Genomic DNA, 15149 nt, shown 5'->3' with positions numbered 1-15149 from the left:
TTCGTTCGTTATCGTAACGCTACGCACAAATCCGCCGAAAGTCTGTGCCGCTGCCCGCGATTTGCGCTTTACAGAATTTCGAGCTTCGTCTCATTTTGCGTAATCCGGCCGTCTGTGAGACGGCTTACGTTCGTATTCGTATCGTTTCGTATCACTTGAAGCGCCCTAAGTCACGCGGGGCTCGAGGCATACGGCGCGAGACCGATCCGGAGCCTCCCAATGGCCGCGCCTTCCGCCCCCGAACTCGTCCAGCCCGTCGAGGAGACCGCCTTCTGTGCTGCCGATGGCCCGCGCCCGCTTCCCACCTTTGCGGGCGGCGGACTGATCGGGGTGCTCGGAGGGCTGATCGGTCTCGGCGGCGCCGAGTTCCGGCTGCCGATCCTCATCGGCCCGTTCCGGTTTCGCGCGCTCGAAGCCGTGATCCTCAACAAGGCCATGAGCCTCGTCGTGGTCGCCACGGCCCTGCCGTTCCGGGCCGGGACGGTGCCGTTCGCGACCGTCGCGGCGAATTGGCCGACGGTCGTCAACCTGCTCGCCGGCAGCCTGCTCGGTGCGTGGCTGGGGGCCGGCTGGGCGACGAAGCTCGGCTCCCGCGCTCTCTACCGCATCCTCGCCGTTCTTCTGGTGCTGATTGCGGTGGCGCTCGTCCTCGGGCACGGCACCACGGCCGTCGAGCCTCTGTTCTCGGGGGCATGGCAGATCGTCGCCGGGATCGCCGCGGGGTTCGCGATCGGTGTCGTCGCGTCGTTGATGGGGGTCGCGGGCGGTGAGCTTCTCATCCCGACGCTCGTCCTGCTGTTCGGTGCCGACATCAAGCTCGCGGGCAGCCTGTCGCTGGCCGTCAGCCTGCCGACCATGATCGTCGGCTTCACCCGCTACAGCCGCGACAGCGCCTTCGCGGTCGTCGCCCGGAACAAGAGCTTCGTGCTGGTCATGGCGATCGGATCGATCGTCGGCACCTTCGTCGGCGGCCGGCTGCTCGGGATCGTCCCAGATCATGTCCTGTTGCCGGTCCTGGCGCTGATCCTCGTCGTCTCGTCCGTGAAGGTGTGGCGGCACGGGTGATCGCTCGCGTTCAGCACCGTTTCTCGAACGATACACTGTCTTGTCTGGAGGTTCCATGCCGCTCTGTCGAACCGCAATCGCATCCCTGTCCCTGTGGGTACTGCTGCTGATCGGTGTCACCACGTTTCCGATGGCGCCGCAGGCGCGGGCCGACGAGGTCCAGGTCGCCGTTGCCGCCAACTTCACGGCACCGATGCGGAAGATCGCCGCCGAGTTCGAGAAGGACACGGGCCACAAGACGGTTCTCATGTTCGGGACGGTCGGCAAGTTCTTCGCGCAAATGAAGGCCGGCGCGCCGTTCGAGGTCCTGGTCTCGTCGGATCGCGAGACCCCCGACGCCCTCCTTCGCGAAGGCCTCGCCGTCGAGGCGCCCCGGTTCACCTATGCGATCGGCAAGCTCGTCCTGTGGAGCGCCTCGCCCGGCGTCGTCGATCCGAAGGGCGAGGTGCTGCGGAGCAATGCGTTCAGGCATTTTGCGCTCGCCAACCCGAGGCTCGCGGTCTACGGCGCGGCCGGCCAAGCGGTGATGAAGAAGCTCGGCGTCTGGGAGGCGATCGAGCCCAGGATCGTCACCGCGGAGAACATCACCCAGGCCTACCAGTTCATCGCCAGCGGCAACGCCGAGCTCGGCTTCGTGGCCTACTCGCAGGTGGTGGGTCTGGACGGCAAGATCGCATCGGGCTCGGCCTGGATGGTTCCGACCGATCTCCATCCTCCGCTTCCGCAGGACGTCATCCTTCTCACCCCCGGAAAGGACAGTGCCGCGGCCAAGGCGATCATCGCGTACCTCCGCTCGGAGAAGGCGCGCGCCATCATCCTCTCCTACGGCTACGATCTCCCCAACTGAAAGAAGGGCAGTGCTCTCATGCGCTTTCTCACGTTCGTTTCCGCCGCGCTGCTGGCCGCGCTCGCGTCACTGGCGATCCCAGCCCAGGCGGCCGATAAGGTCACCATTGCGGCGGCCGCCGACCTCAAGTTCGCGATGGACGAGGTCGCAGCCGCCTTCCGCAAGGCCCATCCGGGAGCCGAGGTGACGATGATCTACGGATCGTCGGGAAAGTTCCACACCCAGATCCAGCAGGGTGCGCCGTTCGACCTGTTCTTCTCGGCGGATGTCGGCTTCGCGCGCGAGCTGAGAACGGCCGGACAGGCCGTCACCGAGCCCAAGCTCTACGCCATCGGTCGCATCGTCATCTGGAGCACGTCGCGAGACGCCAGCAAAATGACCCTGAGTGACCTCGCCGATCCGACGATCCAGAAGATTGCCGTTGCCAATCCCAGACACGCCCCCTACGGCAAGCGCGCCGAGGAGGCGCTTCGCGCCGTCGGCCTGTGGGACAGCCTCCAGGGCAAGATGGTGTTCGGCGAGAACATCGCGCATACGGCACAATACGTTCAGAGCGGTGCCGCCGACATCGGGATCATCGCCCTCTCGCTGGCGCTCAACCGCGAGCTGGCGAGCAAGGGCGGCTATGCCCTCATCCCCGACGACAAGCATGCGCCGCTGGAGCAGGCCTATGTGATCACCAAGCACGGCGAGGGCAACGCGTTCGCGGCCGCCTTCGCGGCTTACATGGAGACTCCGGAGGCCCGCCGGATCATGCGCCGATACGGGTTCGTGCTTCCCGGCGAAGCCGCTGCCGCGAACTGAGGTTCGGATGCTGACCGGCGATGATGTGCAGGCCATCCTGCTGACGCTCAGGCTGGCCGCCACAACCGTGGCTCTGCTGCTCCTGATCGGGACACCCATCGCCTGGTGGCTGGCCCGGACGAAATCGCGGCTCAAGGGGCCGGTGGGGGCGCTCGTCGCGCTCCCGCTGGTCCTACCGCCGACCGTCATCGGCTTCTACATGCTCGTCGCGATGGGGCCTTGGGGTCCTATCGGCAAGCTGTCCAGCGCGCTGGGCCTCGGGACACTGCCCTTCACCTTCACGGGGATCGTCATCGCGTCCGTCGTCTACTCGATGCCGTTCGTCGTCCAGCCGATCCAGAACGCCTTCGAGGCCATGGGGAACCGACCCTTGGAGGTGGCCGCCACGCTGGGGGCCAATCCGGTGTCTGCCTTCTTCACGGTCGCCTTGCCGCTCGCTCGTCCGGGCTTCGTGACCGCCACCATCCTCGGCTTCGCCCACACGGTCGGCGAGTTCGGCGTGGTGCTGATGGTCGGCGGCAACATACCCGGCAAGACGCGCTTGATCTCGGTCCAGATCTACGACCACGTCGAGGCCATGGAATACGCCAACGCTCACTGGCTGGCCGGGGGCATGCTCGTTTTCAGCTTTCTGGTCCTGCTCGCCCTCTACTCCCGCCGCAAGGATCGGGTCGATGCATGAGGCGGCTGCTCGAAACGGGATCACGGCGCGCTTCGGCCTCGATTTCCCGTCATTCGCTCTCGACGTCGATCTGGTTCTGCCGGCCAGGGGCGTCACCGCGATCTTCGGACCATCCGGGTCAGGCAAGACGACGGTCCTGCGGTGTGTCGCCGGACTGGAGCGGGCGACCACGGGGTTTCTCGCCTACGACGGGCAGGTCTGGCAGGATGAGGCTCGCCGCGTCTTCGTCCCCACCCACCGACGGCCGATCGGCGTGGTGTTCCAGGAGGCGAGCCTGTTCCAGCACCTGTCGGTGATGGGCAACCTGAAATACGGAATGACCCGCGCCGGCCTCTCCCCCGAGCAGGCCGGCCTCGACGCCATCGTCGCGCTGCTCGGGATCGAGCACTTGCTCGCACGCGGAACGAAGACGCTGTCGGGCGGCGAGCGTCAACGCATCGCGATCGCGAGGGCACTGCTGCGGCGTCCCCGTCTCCTCCTGATGGACGAGCCTCTCGCCGCGCTCGACCTGAAGCGGAAGTCCGAAATTCTGCCTTATCTCGAACGACTCCATGACGAGCTGGACATCCCCATCCTCTATGTGAGCCACGCGCCCGAGGAGGTCGCCCGGCTCGCGGACCATCTCGTCCTGATGGACGGCGGCAAGGTGATCGCCCAGGGGCCGCTCTCCGAGACCATGGGACGGCTCGACCTGGCGTCGCGCTTCGCGGACGATGTGAGCGTGGTTCTGCCAGTCACCATCGGGGCTCACGACGACGACGACCTCACCCGGCTGGATTTCGCGAGTGGGGCGATCGTCGTCGGGCGAAGGCCCGAGCCGGTGGGGCGAAAGCTGCGATGTCGCATTCGCGCCCGCGACGTCAGCCTGAGCCTCGGCAACCATGCCGACATGAGCATCGTCAATATCCTGCCAGCGACCGTGACGGCGTTGGGCGAAACTCCCGTCCCCGGACACATATTGGTCGAGACAGCGCTTTCAGGTGGCGAAAGACTCGTCGCCAGGATCACAAAGCGGTCGTCCACCCAACTTGGCATCCGGCCGGGTGTGCCGGTCTACGCCCAGGTCAAGGCGGTGGCCCTATTCGGAGAATGAACGGTCGCGTCCGCTTTTGGCACTTTGCGTCGATGCGTCCGGTGCAGAATACCAACGAAGGTGGGCACCAAGCGTCAGATTTGGCCGCTAGCTGGTTGCGGCGGCGAAACGTCGGTTCTCTTTTCACGGTCCGCCATCGTCGCGGCAACGAAGGCCAGCACCCACGCGCCGATACCCGGGACGATGCCGAACAGGAACAACACCGGCGTGCCGAGGCACAGGCCGAAGGTGGCGAGCTTCGGCGCGACACCGGCGCCGCCGAAGGCGATGTAGAAGGGGATGAAGGCGACGGCGTAGACCGCGACCAGGAGCAGGATGCTGTTGGGTTCCATGAACGCTCTCCTTGAGGGAGAGCCCGAACATATCACGGCTACCCGTAGCGGTTAGCCCGGCGTAATCGGCCACCGCCCGGGTCCAGCAAACGGAACGGGAACTCGCGGGGGGGATCATGATGAAACGGACCTCCGCTACCAACTTCAAAAATATCTTGTAATTACAATTATTTAGATGGTGCGCCCCAGCTCTCGCCGGGTGACGCCCTGGTTCCGCGCGCTCACGGGCCCCGCCCGGTCATGAACAGGCGGCGGCAGGGATGGCCCGAGGATCGGAGCGCACGTCGCGGAAGCGGCCCTCGCCCGCCGGCAGCGGACGGGATGCCGGTGGGTGCGATCAAGTCGCGTTCGCGAGCCGCGACGCGACCGAGGCGAGCAGGATGCCGTGCGCGCGGTCGACGATGTCGTCGAGCGACGGGGTCTTCGCGAACATGGCGCGGGCCTCGGCTCGCAGCTCGTCCCGACTCGGAACATGCGGCAGGTGCAGACTCGCGAGCATGTCGACGGTGCGGTTCTGGGCCCGGGCGAAACTGGCGCGGAACGTCGCCAGCTCGGGACCGTGCAGCGCGGCGGCGGCCGCGGCCGCGATGCGATCGACGTTGAAGCGGGCGACGAGCTGCTCCGCCGCCCGGTGCACCACCTTGGTGCCGAGACGCTGCTCGTTGCGCAGCACCTGGGCCGGCGGGGTCTTCAGGCCCCAGACGATGCCGAGCCGGGACAGGCCCAGAAGGACGTAGTAGGTCGGATCGATCTCCCACCAGCGGAAGCCCTGGCGCGCACTGCTCTGATAGGCGTGGTGATTGTTGTGCCACCCCTCCCCCATGGTGACGAGCGCGAGGACCCAGTTGTTGCGGGACTCGTCGCCGGTGACGAACCGCTTCTTGCCGCGCACATGGGCGAGCGAATTGATGCAGAAGGTCGCGTGATAGACCAGCACGGTGCTCCAGAAGAAGCCGACCACGAGCCCGGACCACCCGGCCGCCGCGAAGCAGAGCACGGCCAGCCCCACGGCCGGAACCAGCTCGAAGCGATGCAGCCACATCAGCTCCGGAAAGCGGGCGAAGTCGGCGATCTTCGACAGGTCGGTGGTCTCATGCCGGCGGGCGAAGATCCAGCCGACGTGACTGTACAGGAATCCCTTGTGGACCGGCGAGTGCACGTCGTGCTCGGTGTCGGAATGCAGGTGGTGGTGCCGGTGCTTGGCGGCCCACCACAGGACGCTCTTCTGCGCCGTGCTCTGGGCCAGCACGGCGAGCACGAGCTGGAAGGCACGGCTGGTCGCGTAGGCGCGATGCGAGAAGTAGCGGTGGTAGCCGGCCCCGATGGCGAACATCCGCAGCCAGTAGAGGCCGACGCCGATCAGCACGGCCTCGAGCGTCACGCCGGTCCAGACCGCGGCGAGGCACGCGACGTGGACGAGCACGAACGGAACGGCGGAAGGGTAGACGATGTCGTCGTGCTCGTCTGTGCACTCGATCTGGCTCGGCAACGGAGGCTCCGTGAGCTGAAGTGTATGGACGTCAACGCGTGGTCTCCCGCCGGGTTGCGTCGGCCCGGGGAGCCGAGACGGCCGCCGTCGGCGGAGCGACGTCCGCGCCGGCTGTGTCTCCGTATCGTCATCCTCGAGTCGGTGAGGACAGGTGAGGACGAGTCAGTGACGACCGGTCAGCGACGGTGAACTGGATCCGGCGTGCGCATCGCGGCGGGACGGCGGGCGGGACGATGGGCGGGACGGAGGCGCCCCGACGGCAGACGAAGGCGACCGAGCCGTCATCCTGACCCGCAAATCCTTCCAAACTAAGGCGTTCCTCCGGACGAGCCGGGCTCCTCCTCGACGACGACCTCCACCGTCATCGCGTCGAACGCATAGGTCGGCCCGCTGAACGTGCCGATCACCGGAATCGCCTGCCGGATGTCGCGCGCCACGGCGACCGGGACCAGGTTCGCGCCGCCGATGCTGCGATTGGTCGGGTCGAAGGTCACCCAGCCGGCGCCGGGCAGATAGACCTCCGCCCAGGCATGGGTGGTCGAGGCGCTCGCGCTGTCCGTCGGGGCCACCGCCGCGCCGTCGCCGGTCCGGTCGTGCAGATAACCCGAGACGGCGCGAGCCCCGAAGCCGAGCCGCCGGGCCGCCTCGATGAACAGGGTCGCGAGGTCGCGGCACGATCCGGACGCGCGGTCGAGGGTCTCGGCGGGCGACCGCGTGCCTTCGTCGTCGCGCGTCTCGTAGGCGATCGTTCCCGAGACTCCGGCGGCGAGATCCTTCAGGAGGCTCAGCGTGTCGGTCGGGTGGCTGTGCACGAAACCGCGCGCCCAGCGGTGCAGCCGGTCGTCCGGATCCGGGTGCTGCGGCACGGTGAAGGGTCCGAGGTCCAGCCACTCCTCGTCGCCGTATCTGAACGGGTAGGACGTCGCCGACGCGGCGATCGTGAAGACCGGCCAGGCAGCGGCGTCGAGCTTCAGGGTCGCGACGCTCTCGACGACGAGACGGTCCGCCGGCGAGCCGAAGGTCGCGGTCGCGACGGTGTTGCCGAAGACGTCCTGTGCCCAGGTGATGGTCGCGGCCGGGTGAACCGTGACCTCGTGGCCGATCAGCCTCAGCTCGCGGCTTTCCCGCGGCCGCAGCATCAGCCGGTGCGGCCACAGCATCACCGGCGCGCGATACCGGTAGGTCGTCCGGTGGCGGATGCAGAGATCGACCAATCCTCACCCCGTCGCGATGTCGCCGCGAAAGGCACGGCTGCCCCTGTCCGGCCGTGAACGATGGACCGCACGCCCTAACGGTCCTTCATCAGCCCCGCCGACCGGAGCGCCGACGTGATGACAGCCTCGACGTCGACGGGTGTAAACCGACCGTAAGGCGGCGCCCCGGCTTTTCCGGTGCTGTCGCGTCTGCGATCGCCTCCGAAGCCGCTGCGTGCGAAGCCGTCGCTGCCGACGCCGTCCTCGAAGGTCTCACGGCGACCGTCTTCGGGGGCCCGCTCGAGAACCTCGCCGTCGAAGACGTGTTCCACCACGGCGCGCGATGTTCTCGCTTCGGCCGGCGCGACCGCCGGCTCGGCCGCCGGTGCGGTATGGCGGAACGCCGCCGCGGCGAGCCCGAAGAACTTGGCGATGTGGTAGGACGACGAGATGCCGACCTCGAGCAGGAACGGGCCGGCGATCCCGCATTCGTCATCCGAGTGGCCGGTCGCCAGCGGCGTGCCGTGCGCCATGTCCGTGATGCCGTAGAACTCGATCACCTCGGTGCCGGCGGCATCGGTCCAGACCTTCCGGTCGTAGCCGTCCACGGTGGCGGCCGTCGACGGCGTCGCCGACAGGCCGTGGACGTTCGTCCACTGCTTGAGGGTCTCACGGGCGTTCGCCGGGATCACGGTCCGGTCGGCGGTGCCGTGCCAGACCGAGACGCGGGGCCAGCGCCCGGTGCCGGGCGCCGCCGCGCGTACGACATCGCCCCACTCCTGGGCACTCCGTGACGGGCAGCGGTTCATCGCGTCGAACGCCTGCTGGACCGTCCCCGCCGCACCGTAAGGCAGGCCGGCGATGATCGCGCCGCCGGCGAACACCTCCGGGTAGCACGCGAGCATGACCGACGTCATGGCGCCGCCCGCGGAGAGACCTGTGACGTAGATGCGGCGGCGATCGATGCCGTGCCGAACCACCATCGCCTCGATCATCTGCCGGATCGACAGAGCCTGGCCGCGATCGCGTCGGGTGTGGGCCGGCGAGAACCAGTCGAAGCAGCGGGCGGGATTGTTCGCGCTGCGCTGCTCCGGGAGCAGCAGGCAAAACCCATAGCGGTCGGCGAGCGTGCGCCAGCCGGCGCCCGCGCAGTAATCGGACGCCGTCTGCGTGCACCCGTGCAGCACGACGACGAGCGCCGGGTCTGCCGCGAGGCGTCGCGGCACGTGCGACAGCATCCTCAGGCGACCGGGATCGGAGCCGAAGTCGTGCTCCTCGACCAGATCGCTCGCCCCGCCGGCCCGGGCGCCGGCGGAGGGGCGCTGGGCCCGCCGCAGCCGCTCGTCCCACTGGTGCCGGCGGCGAGCGAGCGCCGCAATCGTCTCTGCGAGCGTGGGCAAGGGAACATCCTCTCGAGACGGGTGGCGGTGAAGGACGGGGGCGATGAAGAATGTGACGGTCGTCAACGGCTCGCCAGGGATATCGTTGCCGCAGTGCGGCCCCGCAATGGCGGATGTCGCCATTCATCGCGTTTCCGACGACCCGCGGCGCCCGCGACGACAGCGCAGCCGCGCGCCCTTGATCTGTCGGCTCGCGCGTCCCATATGACAGAGGTCGATAGACGGCCGGACGACTTGGCCTTGCGTTGAACGACTTGGCTTTGCGCCGATCGGTTCAGCGTCGCGCCCGCTCCTCTTTCCTGAAAAACGCGACTTCGACGGCCTGCGCGAGCGGGCGAGCAACGACTCTGTTCATGAAAGGCGGTCCCGATGGTCAATGGCACCGTGAAGTGGTTCAACGCCCAAAAGGGCTTCGGCTTCATCGCCCCCGACGGCGGTGGTTCGGATGCCTTCGTGCACATCAGCGCGCTCGAGAGCGCCGGCATCTCCGACCTGCGGGAGGGGCAGAAGGTCAGCTACGACCTCGTCCCCGACGGCAACACCGGGAAGATGACCGCGACCAAGCTGGAACTGCTTGGTTGATTGCATCGGCGGCCGCGGTGATCACCGCGCCGCCGGCACAGCCCGCATCGCTTCGACGTGCCGACCACGGATGTACTGGCGGCCCGAGCCGGGCGATACGGCGGCAATCGGCCTCGAGGAGGCGCTCCGCGCCTCGCCGGCCCCGCACCTCGTCGAGGTGCGGGGCCGTTCTGTCATGGTGAACCGTCGGAAACGCAGGAGGACCGCATGTCCAAGGAGAAGAGACGCGGCAATCGTGAGCTGAAGAAGCCCAAGAAGAAGGTGCCGGGCGCCATCGCCACGAGCGCGCCGACGGGTGCGCCCAAGAGTGGACCGGCGAGCGGAGGGGCGACGACGGAGCTGTTCCGGAAGCGGAAGGACTGAGGGCGTCCGGATCGGTGAGCGATCCGCAGGCGGCGTGATCCAGATGATCACGCCGCCTGCGGATCTCGCCGCGACGGGTCGCGAGCGCCGCCATCCGGCGGATCACGGCGTCACGGCGCCGCCCGACGCACCCGCTTTGCCGGCTCCTGCGGCGACACCGGAGTCGCTCCCGCGTCACGCGCCGCCCGGAGAGCCTTGAGCCGCTCCATGTTGGCGAGAGCGGCCTTGTGAGCCGCGGCATAGTCCGCTGCCGCGCGGCTGGCGAGCACGACCTCCTCGGTTTTTCTCTTGAATCGCGTTTCCGCGTCCTCGCGGGCGCGTACGGACCGTGTGTTCATCAATCGATCTCCAGGGTCGCCGGCGAAAGCCGGTCTGTTGTTGGTCTTCCGAGGCTCGATGCCGCATCGCGGCCGCGACGCCGCGACGCCGCTACGGCTTCGTCCCCTCGCGGAGCGTCTCGATCATTGCCGTCGAGGCTTTGTGGAGGGTCTCGTTCGGATGCTCGCCGCAATACCGATCGATCCACGACGCGAGCTCGTCGGTGCTCTTGCCCTGCGACACATCCATCGCCGGCGTCGCGCCGTACTGACTGTAGGCGGTGAGAAAGCCGAGAACCCAGGCCGTCCTCGGCTCCGCTGACGGCGACGCAGTGCGGCGATCGTCGGTCCAGGCGCGTTGCCTTGTCCGAGCAGGGGCTCGCTGGCGACGCTGTTCCGCGCCGCGATCGGTGCCGTCAGAACCGACAGAAGGACGCCCAGGCAGGCACCCGCACGCGCCGCGTTGCGCGATCCCGGGCCGCGTGCCCGTACACGAAGAAGCGGCTTCGCACCTGCGGCACGAAGACGCGCGTCCGGATATGGGGGATACGGCATTGCGCGCGCCGCGTCGCGACCCGCCGGTCGGCCCGGTGTCACGACGGAGTCGGTCGCGCTGCTCTCAATCACGTGCTTCAAACTCGGGCCGATCTGGCCGTTCCGGCTTCGGGCACCAGGCCCGTCCCGCGGCGGTCCGCCAGTGTACCCCAGGCGTCGTTCCAAAGATGCTCCGGATCGACGATTACCATCGGCACCCCGACAGCGTCGGCGAAGCGACGTCCGACCTCGAGGGCACGCGCGGCGGCGATCGCGCCGGCCACCGGCCCGTGCAGCTCGAACGGCTGACCGAAGATCATCTTGGTCGGGCCCAGCATGCGGCAGCGCGTGATCCCCTCCTGTGACCAGAAGACGATCGTCACACACTCGTCGTCCGGATCGTCGACCCGCAAGAACGTCGTCATGGAGCGTCCTTCCTGCCCCCCTGGGGGAGCGGCCGTATCGCGCAATCACCGGGTTTTCGACGTCAACGATCCGCGGACGAAGATGTTCCGTCGGCGCGGAGCGGTCGAAGACCGCACATCGGAGATCACGCATCGGAAGATCGAGTGCCGGTGCGATCGCTGCTTGCGACACCGCAAGACACGAATTGTCTCGCAAATCGCCCGAGTGCGGTCCATAGTATATCAAAGCTCGACCGCGATCTCTCCCATCGGGAGCTTTCGTCCATCGGGAGCTTTCATCGAAAGGCGAGGCGCACGGCGCGATGCGCGGCGATCGAGCCATCCACATGCGGTCGGCTGCGGCTTTCGTGACGGAACCACCCCTGCGACCGGACGCCCTCGTCGTCTAGCGAGGCCGACAATGCGGGCGGGCGCGACTGCGCGGCAGATCGTCGACGCGTCCCGGGCTGGCGAGTCGTGTATCCGCAGCGAAGCTCGTCTTGGAGAACCGCATGACCGACCTGCCCATCCAGCTCGACAAGCACCGCGGCATGATCGCACAGCAGGCCACGGAGCTGCGGCGCCTTCGCGCCGACGTCGAGGCGAATGCGAAGGCGTTGCGGGAGCGGGAGCACGAGATGGAGACTCACCTGCTGGCCGCGCCCGCGCAGAACTGGGCGGAGGCGGCCGAGAAGGCGCATTACCTGCTGTCGCTGTTCGCCACCACGCCAGCCGCACAGGACCCGCGCCGGCAGCGGCTGATCGCGGATGTCCTGAAGGATTTCGAGATTCTGTCGAACGGATCAGTCGGATGACGGTAACGTTGCGATTCCCGAACCGCTCCCGCTACTATGACACGACCCGGCGAGCCGTCGGGTTCTGGGCCCATGATAGCGCCATGGAAGCGGCATTCTTCGTGGCCGAGGGTCTTCTTCGGCGACTCCAGCCCGGCATGTCCACCGACGAGCCGAGCATGCTGGAGGCGTTCGATGCCCATCGCGACCGCATCCAGGCTGCGGCCGTGAAGGCCTATACGCGCGGGGGCGCCGGAGCCTACGCGCTGAGCGAAGACGATTTCTGAGCCGCAGCCAGCCGATCGGCACATCCATCGTTCCGATCGCCGCGTGTCGGGGCCTTACCGGGGACAGTGATCATGGAACCAGCCGCCACCACCTCGCCCTCGGGCGAGTTCGGCAGGCGCGTCGTCTTCACCCTCGCGGGCGTGGCCGCGGCCCTGTTCGGAGCCTTTCTGTGGCTCTTCAACTTCACGGACTTCTTCTGATCGGTGAGGTCGTTCGCGCCGGGGGCCGAGTCGGCGGCGGGATATCGCGGGCGGGTCATCACGGTCGCGGGACCACGTCTCACGGAGGCGCGCGCATTCCGCGAGGTGGAGCACGAAGAAGCTCTCCACGGCCGGTCACCACGCCCCGCACCTCGCACGCCAGAGGCCGATCCCTCACTTCGGGCGGCCGGCCCGCTTCTTCACCTCGGCCGTCGTGTACTCGGCCGCGACATCGATATCGGAGACGATGCGATACCGATAGGTCTCGTCCCACGCGTTCTCGTGGATGAGCTCCTGCGTGTGCGAGAAGATGTCCAGTCCGGAGACGAGATCCCGTTGGACCTCGTTCCGGTACCCGTCCAATACGATCAGCTGTACCGGCATTGTTCTTCCTTGTTGTTCGTCAGGCGGTCTGCTGCGTAACGCCGGCCCTCGCGTCACGTTCCGCGGCCGTCGCGCCGAACCGACCAGAGCGCGCGTAACGGGAACCGGCCGCTCGCCAGCCGTGTTGGTCCGGGCGGTTGTCCCGCGGTCCGGGGCGCCGCCCGAAGAAGTTTCGCATGGGAGCCGCATGGGAGCCGCATGGGAGCGGAGACCTCTTCGATGAGGTGGCACGGCTACACGCCTTCCAGCCAGATCGCCGCGGGCACGCGGCTTCACATTGTCGAAGTCGAAGCCGGGCCTGCGGATGGATCCCGAGGTGCTCTCATGGCCGGAGCCGAGATCGAGGTCGACCTCGGAGCCGGGGGACGGACCACCGTCGTGGTGACCGAGATCGGTCCGCATCATGCGGACATCTTCCTTCCCGACGGATCGGTCTGGACGATGACGCCCCATTCCGTGGAGGACGGGCACGTCGCCACGGTGTTCGAAGGATCGCATTTCCATAACTGGATCGTCCGCGCGGCACGTCCCGGGATCCGGTGATCGACGGACGGACGGCGCGCTCGATGCCCTGGATCGGCTGGACGACGGCCATCCGGCCGGCAGCCCGCGGGAGCGCCGCGGTTCGATCCGAACCGGTCGGCCGCGACGGGATTGTCAGAGACGATCCCCCGAGACCTTTCCGCTTCATGCACGACCTTTCCCGTCGCGAACCGTTGGCGGTGCCACAAATCCGGCAGCGCGCCTCTGTGGTTTCCGGCTCGCCGCTCGGAGCGGTCGCGGAGCTCACCCTCGCACGCTGGGCGGAAGCCGACGTCGCGATCCTCGTCCTCGCGCCGAGCGAACGGCGCGCCGAAATGCTCGGCGCAATCCTGCACGCCTTCGATCCCGACTGCGGCGCGATGGTGCTGCCGCGCAGCGACGTGCTGCCCTATGACGGGATCGTGCCGTCGCGCGACATCGCAGGACGACGCGCATCGGTGCTGCGGCGCCTCGCACGCGGATTCCGGGGCATCGTGATCGAGACGCCCGACGCCGTGCTGCAGCGCGTTCCGCCGCCGTCGGCGTGGACGGACGCCATCTTCGCACTGGCGGCGGGGCAGCCGCTCGACGTCGCGGCGCTTCGGGAATTCCTCGAGCGGGCCGGCTACGATCTCGATGCCCGCGTCGACGATCCGGGCGAGGCCAACCTGCAGGGCCGGGTGATCGACGTCTTTCCGGCCGGCGCGATCGGCCCGGTGCGAATCGAGCACGAGGACGGCCGCATCCTCGGCCTTTCGTCCTATGATCCGCTCACCCAGCGCAGCACCGGCGATCTCGCCGACATCGTGCTGGAGGTCGCCTCGGAAGGCTGCGTCCAGACGAACGAGCAGACTGGCACCAGCGTCTTCGACTACGTGCCGGAGGCTCTGGTCGTCGCGGACGCCCGGGCCGATGCCCGCGCCTCGGCGTTCCTGCGGTCCGTGCGCGACTCCTACGAGACGCGCCGCGCCCTTCCGGCCGGCCTGACACGCGACATGCGCCCGCCGCTGCCGCCCGACCTCTTCTACCTGGATCGGGCAGCCTGGGAGGCGGCGTCGCGACGTCCCGGCACCATCGTCCTCGCGGAGGTCGCACCCGCGGCCGAGCAGCACGTGCCGCTGTTCGCTGCCGGACGTTCTCCGCTGCGACAGCTCCGCGCCTTCGTCGGCGAAACGACGCGGGCCGGCCGCAAGCTCGTTCTGACGACGGCCGACGCCCACGACCGGCGGACCTGCGAAAGCCGCCTGCGCCGGGCCGGCGCGCCGGCCGCCACCCAGGTCTCCTCCTGGGCCGACGTCCTCGCTGCCCCGCCGGCGGCCGTCCTGTCGCTACGGGCCGATCTGGAGGCCGGCTTCGTGTCGCCCTCGACCGACACCGCCGTCATTGCGGCCGCCGACCTGCTGGGAAGCCGCGCCCGCCAAGACGCCCCGTTCGGCGTCCGGGTCGCAGCGGTCCAGCCGGAGACCGAAGGGCTGCGGCCTGGCGACGCGGTTCTCCATCTCGCCCGCGGCCTCGGCGTGCTGACCGGCATCGAGACCGTCGCGACCACCGACGCGGGTGCGATCGACATGATCCGGCTTCGCTACGCCGACGACACCGACGTGCTGCTGCCGGTCCATGAGCTCGCCGCCGTGCGGCGGCATGGCGGCGATCCAGAGAGCCTCATGCTCGACAGCGCCGACGGCGCGACCTGGAGCCGGCGGTCCGCCCGGCTGCGACGCGAGATCGACGACACGGCCCACAGAATGGTGGCGCTCGCGGCCGGCGGGAGGCACGGACCGCGCCGGCCTTGCGGCCGCCTGCGGCCGAGTACGAGCGCTTCGCCTCCGGCTTCTCGTTCCTGCCGACGGTCGATC

At 68.3% G+C, this 15149-nt stretch carries 18 protein-coding genes and 1 pseudogene; 12 read left to right on the top strand and 7 right to left on the bottom strand.

Annotated elements, in window-relative coordinates; translation table 11 throughout:
- The first annotated feature begins 219 nt into the window (after positions 1-219).
- The 5 genes from J2S22_RS15620 to modC are packed head-to-tail and all read left to right on the top strand — an operon-like array spanning position 220 to position 4491.
- On the top strand, positions 220-1065 hold the full coding sequence (locus tag J2S22_RS15620; RefSeq protein ID WP_272775589.1) for a sulfite exporter TauE/SafE family protein: 846 nt from the start codon (positions 220-222) through the stop codon (positions 1063-1065).
- A 55-nt stretch (positions 1066-1120) separates the two neighbouring features.
- Positions 1121-1912, top strand: a complete 792-nt coding sequence (modA, locus tag J2S22_RS15615; protein WP_272775588.1) for a molybdate ABC transporter substrate-binding protein — start codon at positions 1121-1123, stop codon at positions 1910-1912.
- Between the two features lie 18 nt (positions 1913-1930).
- Positions 1931-2716: a molybdate ABC transporter substrate-binding protein gene (modA, locus tag J2S22_RS15610; protein ID WP_272775587.1), complete on the top strand. Its 786-nt coding sequence runs from the start codon at positions 1931-1933 to the stop codon at positions 2714-2716.
- 7 nt (positions 2717-2723) lie between these two features.
- A complete protein-coding gene (gene modB, locus J2S22_RS15605) occupies positions 2724-3398 on the top strand; it encodes a molybdate ABC transporter permease subunit (protein ID WP_272775586.1) in 675 nt (224 codons plus the stop codon).
- Positions 3391-4491 carry a molybdenum ABC transporter ATP-binding protein gene (modC, locus tag J2S22_RS15600; RefSeq protein ID WP_272775585.1) on the top strand — a complete coding sequence of 367 codons (1101 nt, stop codon included), beginning with the start codon at positions 3391-3393 and terminating at the stop codon, positions 4489-4491. Before modB ends, modC begins: the two co-directional genes overlap by 8 nt.
- A gap of 74 nt (positions 4492-4565) precedes the next feature.
- On the opposite strand, the gene J2S22_RS15595 is transcribed toward modC, so the two are convergent.
- From J2S22_RS15595 to J2S22_RS15580, 4 genes are all read right to left on the bottom strand, one after another.
- Entirely contained in the window at positions 4566-4823 is a 258-nt protein-coding gene (locus tag J2S22_RS15595; RefSeq protein ID WP_272775584.1) for a hypothetical protein, read from the bottom strand.
- Between the two features lie 337 nt (positions 4824-5160).
- The gene (locus J2S22_RS15590) at positions 5161-6312 is read right to left on the bottom strand and encodes an acyl-CoA desaturase (protein ID WP_272775583.1); all 1152 of its coding nucleotides are present in this window, start codon (positions 6310-6312) and stop codon (positions 5161-5163) included.
- 308 nt (positions 6313-6620) lie between these two features.
- Entirely contained in the window at positions 6621-7526 is a 906-nt protein-coding gene (locus J2S22_RS15585) for a transglutaminase family protein (protein WP_272775582.1), read from the bottom strand.
- Between the two features lie 74 nt (positions 7527-7600).
- Complete coding sequence (locus tag J2S22_RS15580) at positions 7601-9028, bottom strand: extracellular catalytic domain type 1 short-chain-length polyhydroxyalkanoate depolymerase (protein ID WP_272775581.1); 1428 nt, start codon at positions 9026-9028, stop codon at positions 7601-7603.
- 246 nt (positions 9029-9274) lie between these two features.
- On the opposite strand from J2S22_RS15580, the gene J2S22_RS15575 reads away from it, so the two are divergent.
- On the top strand, positions 9275-9487 hold the full coding sequence (locus tag J2S22_RS15575) for a cold-shock protein (RefSeq protein ID WP_272775580.1): 213 nt from the start codon (positions 9275-9277) through the stop codon (positions 9485-9487).
- Positions 9488-9694: 207 nt separating this feature from the next.
- Complete coding sequence (locus J2S22_RS15570) at positions 9695-9850, top strand: hypothetical protein (protein ID WP_272775579.1); 156 nt, start codon at positions 9695-9697, stop codon at positions 9848-9850.
- 110 nt (positions 9851-9960) lie between these two features.
- Here the strand turns inward: J2S22_RS15570 and J2S22_RS15565 are convergent, their stop codons facing one another.
- Both J2S22_RS15565 and J2S22_RS15560 read right to left on the bottom strand, forming a co-directional pair.
- Positions 9961-10188 (bottom strand): hypothetical protein, encoded by a 228-nt coding sequence (locus J2S22_RS15565; RefSeq protein WP_272775578.1) that lies wholly within the window; start codon positions 10186-10188, stop codon positions 9961-9963.
- A gap of 611 nt (positions 10189-10799) precedes the next feature.
- On the bottom strand, positions 10800-11126 hold the full coding sequence (locus J2S22_RS15560) for a hypothetical protein (protein ID WP_272775577.1): 327 nt from the start codon (positions 11124-11126) through the stop codon (positions 10800-10802).
- Between the two features lie 491 nt (positions 11127-11617).
- On the opposite strand from J2S22_RS15560, the gene J2S22_RS15555 reads away from it, so the two are divergent.
- The 3 genes from J2S22_RS15555 to J2S22_RS15545 all read left to right on the top strand — a co-directional run bounded on the left by J2S22_RS15555 (position 11618) and on the right by J2S22_RS15545 (position 12387).
- Positions 11618-11920: a hypothetical protein gene (locus J2S22_RS15555; protein ID WP_272775576.1), complete on the top strand. Its 303-nt coding sequence runs from the start codon at positions 11618-11620 to the stop codon at positions 11918-11920.
- Positions 11917-12186 (top strand): DUF1488 family protein, encoded by a 270-nt coding sequence (locus J2S22_RS15550; RefSeq protein ID WP_272775575.1) that lies wholly within the window; start codon positions 11917-11919, stop codon positions 12184-12186. The genes J2S22_RS15555 and J2S22_RS15550 overlap by 4 nt, the downstream gene beginning before the upstream one ends.
- Positions 12187-12258: 72 nt before the next feature.
- Positions 12259-12387 (top strand): hypothetical protein, encoded by a 129-nt coding sequence (locus J2S22_RS15545; RefSeq protein WP_272775574.1) that lies wholly within the window; start codon positions 12259-12261, stop codon positions 12385-12387.
- Between the two features lie 174 nt (positions 12388-12561).
- Here the strand turns inward: J2S22_RS15545 and J2S22_RS15540 are convergent, their stop codons facing one another.
- A complete protein-coding gene (locus tag J2S22_RS15540) occupies positions 12562-12771 on the bottom strand; it encodes a hypothetical protein (RefSeq protein ID WP_272775573.1) in 210 nt (69 codons plus the stop codon).
- A 219-nt stretch (positions 12772-12990) separates the two neighbouring features.
- On the opposite strand from J2S22_RS15540, the gene J2S22_RS15535 reads away from it, so the two are divergent.
- Positions 12991-13314, top strand: coding sequence for a hypothetical protein (locus tag J2S22_RS15535; RefSeq protein WP_272775572.1), 324 nt, complete (start codon positions 12991-12993; stop codon positions 13312-13314).
- Positions 13315-13337: 23 nt separating this feature from the next.
- Positions 13338-14921: pseudogene (locus J2S22_RS15530) on the top strand (CarD family transcriptional regulator); the annotation flags it as partial.
- Positions 14922-15149 lie beyond the last annotated feature (228 nt).

The sequence above is a fragment of the Rhodoplanes tepidamans genome, from assembly GCF_030813915.1.
In the GTDB taxonomy this organism is placed as follows: Bacteria; Pseudomonadota; Alphaproteobacteria; order Rhizobiales; family Xanthobacteraceae; genus Rhodoplanes; species Rhodoplanes tepidamans.
This window is presented reverse-complemented; position numbering and strand designations above follow the sequence as displayed.

What these genes read in the sequence shown, in the direction of transcription:
- J2S22_RS15570 (WP_272775579.1), top strand. Translation starts at nt 9,695, where the DNA reads ATGTCCAAGGAGAAGAGACGCGGCAATCGTGAGCTGAAGAAGCCCAAG.
- modA (WP_272775587.1), top strand. Translation starts at nt 1,931, where the DNA reads ATGCGCTTTCTCACGTTCGTTTCCGCCGCGCTGCTGGCCGCGCTCGCG.
- J2S22_RS15620 (WP_272775589.1), top strand. Translation starts at nt 220, where the DNA reads ATGGCCGCGCCTTCCGCCCCCGAACTCGTCCAGCCCGTCGAGGAGACC.
- J2S22_RS15555 (WP_272775576.1), top strand. Translation starts at nt 11,618, where the DNA reads ATGACCGACCTGCCCATCCAGCTCGACAAGCACCGCGGCATGATCGCA.
- J2S22_RS15595 (WP_272775584.1), bottom strand. Translation starts at nt 4,823, where the DNA reads ATGGAACCCAACAGCATCCTGCTCCTGGTCGCGGTCTACGCCGTCGCC.
- modA (WP_272775588.1), top strand. Translation starts at nt 1,121, where the DNA reads ATGCCGCTCTGTCGAACCGCAATCGCATCCCTGTCCCTGTGGGTACTG.
- J2S22_RS15540 (WP_272775573.1), bottom strand. Translation starts at nt 12,771, where the DNA reads ATGCCGGTACAGCTGATCGTATTGGACGGGTACCGGAACGAGGTCCAA.
- J2S22_RS15560 (WP_272775577.1), bottom strand. Translation starts at nt 11,126, where the DNA reads ATGACGACGTTCTTGCGGGTCGACGATCCGGACGACGAGTGTGTGACG.
- modC (WP_272775585.1), top strand. Translation starts at nt 3,391, where the DNA reads ATGCATGAGGCGGCTGCTCGAAACGGGATCACGGCGCGCTTCGGCCTC.
- J2S22_RS15565 (WP_272775578.1), bottom strand. Translation starts at nt 10,188, where the DNA reads ATGAACACACGGTCCGTACGCGCCCGCGAGGACGCGGAAACGCGATTC.
- J2S22_RS15535 (WP_272775572.1), top strand. Translation starts at nt 12,991, where the DNA reads ATGAGGTGGCACGGCTACACGCCTTCCAGCCAGATCGCCGCGGGCACG.
- J2S22_RS15580 (WP_272775581.1), bottom strand. Translation starts at nt 9,028, where the DNA reads ATGGCGACATCCGCCATTGCGGGGCCGCACTGCGGCAACGATATCCCT.
- modB (WP_272775586.1), top strand. Translation starts at nt 2,724, where the DNA reads ATGCTGACCGGCGATGATGTGCAGGCCATCCTGCTGACGCTCAGGCTG.
- J2S22_RS15550 (WP_272775575.1), top strand. Translation starts at nt 11,917, where the DNA reads ATGACGGTAACGTTGCGATTCCCGAACCGCTCCCGCTACTATGACACG.
- J2S22_RS15575 (WP_272775580.1), top strand. Translation starts at nt 9,275, where the DNA reads ATGGTCAATGGCACCGTGAAGTGGTTCAACGCCCAAAAGGGCTTCGGC.
- J2S22_RS15545 (WP_272775574.1), top strand. Translation starts at nt 12,259, where the DNA reads ATGGAACCAGCCGCCACCACCTCGCCCTCGGGCGAGTTCGGCAGGCGC.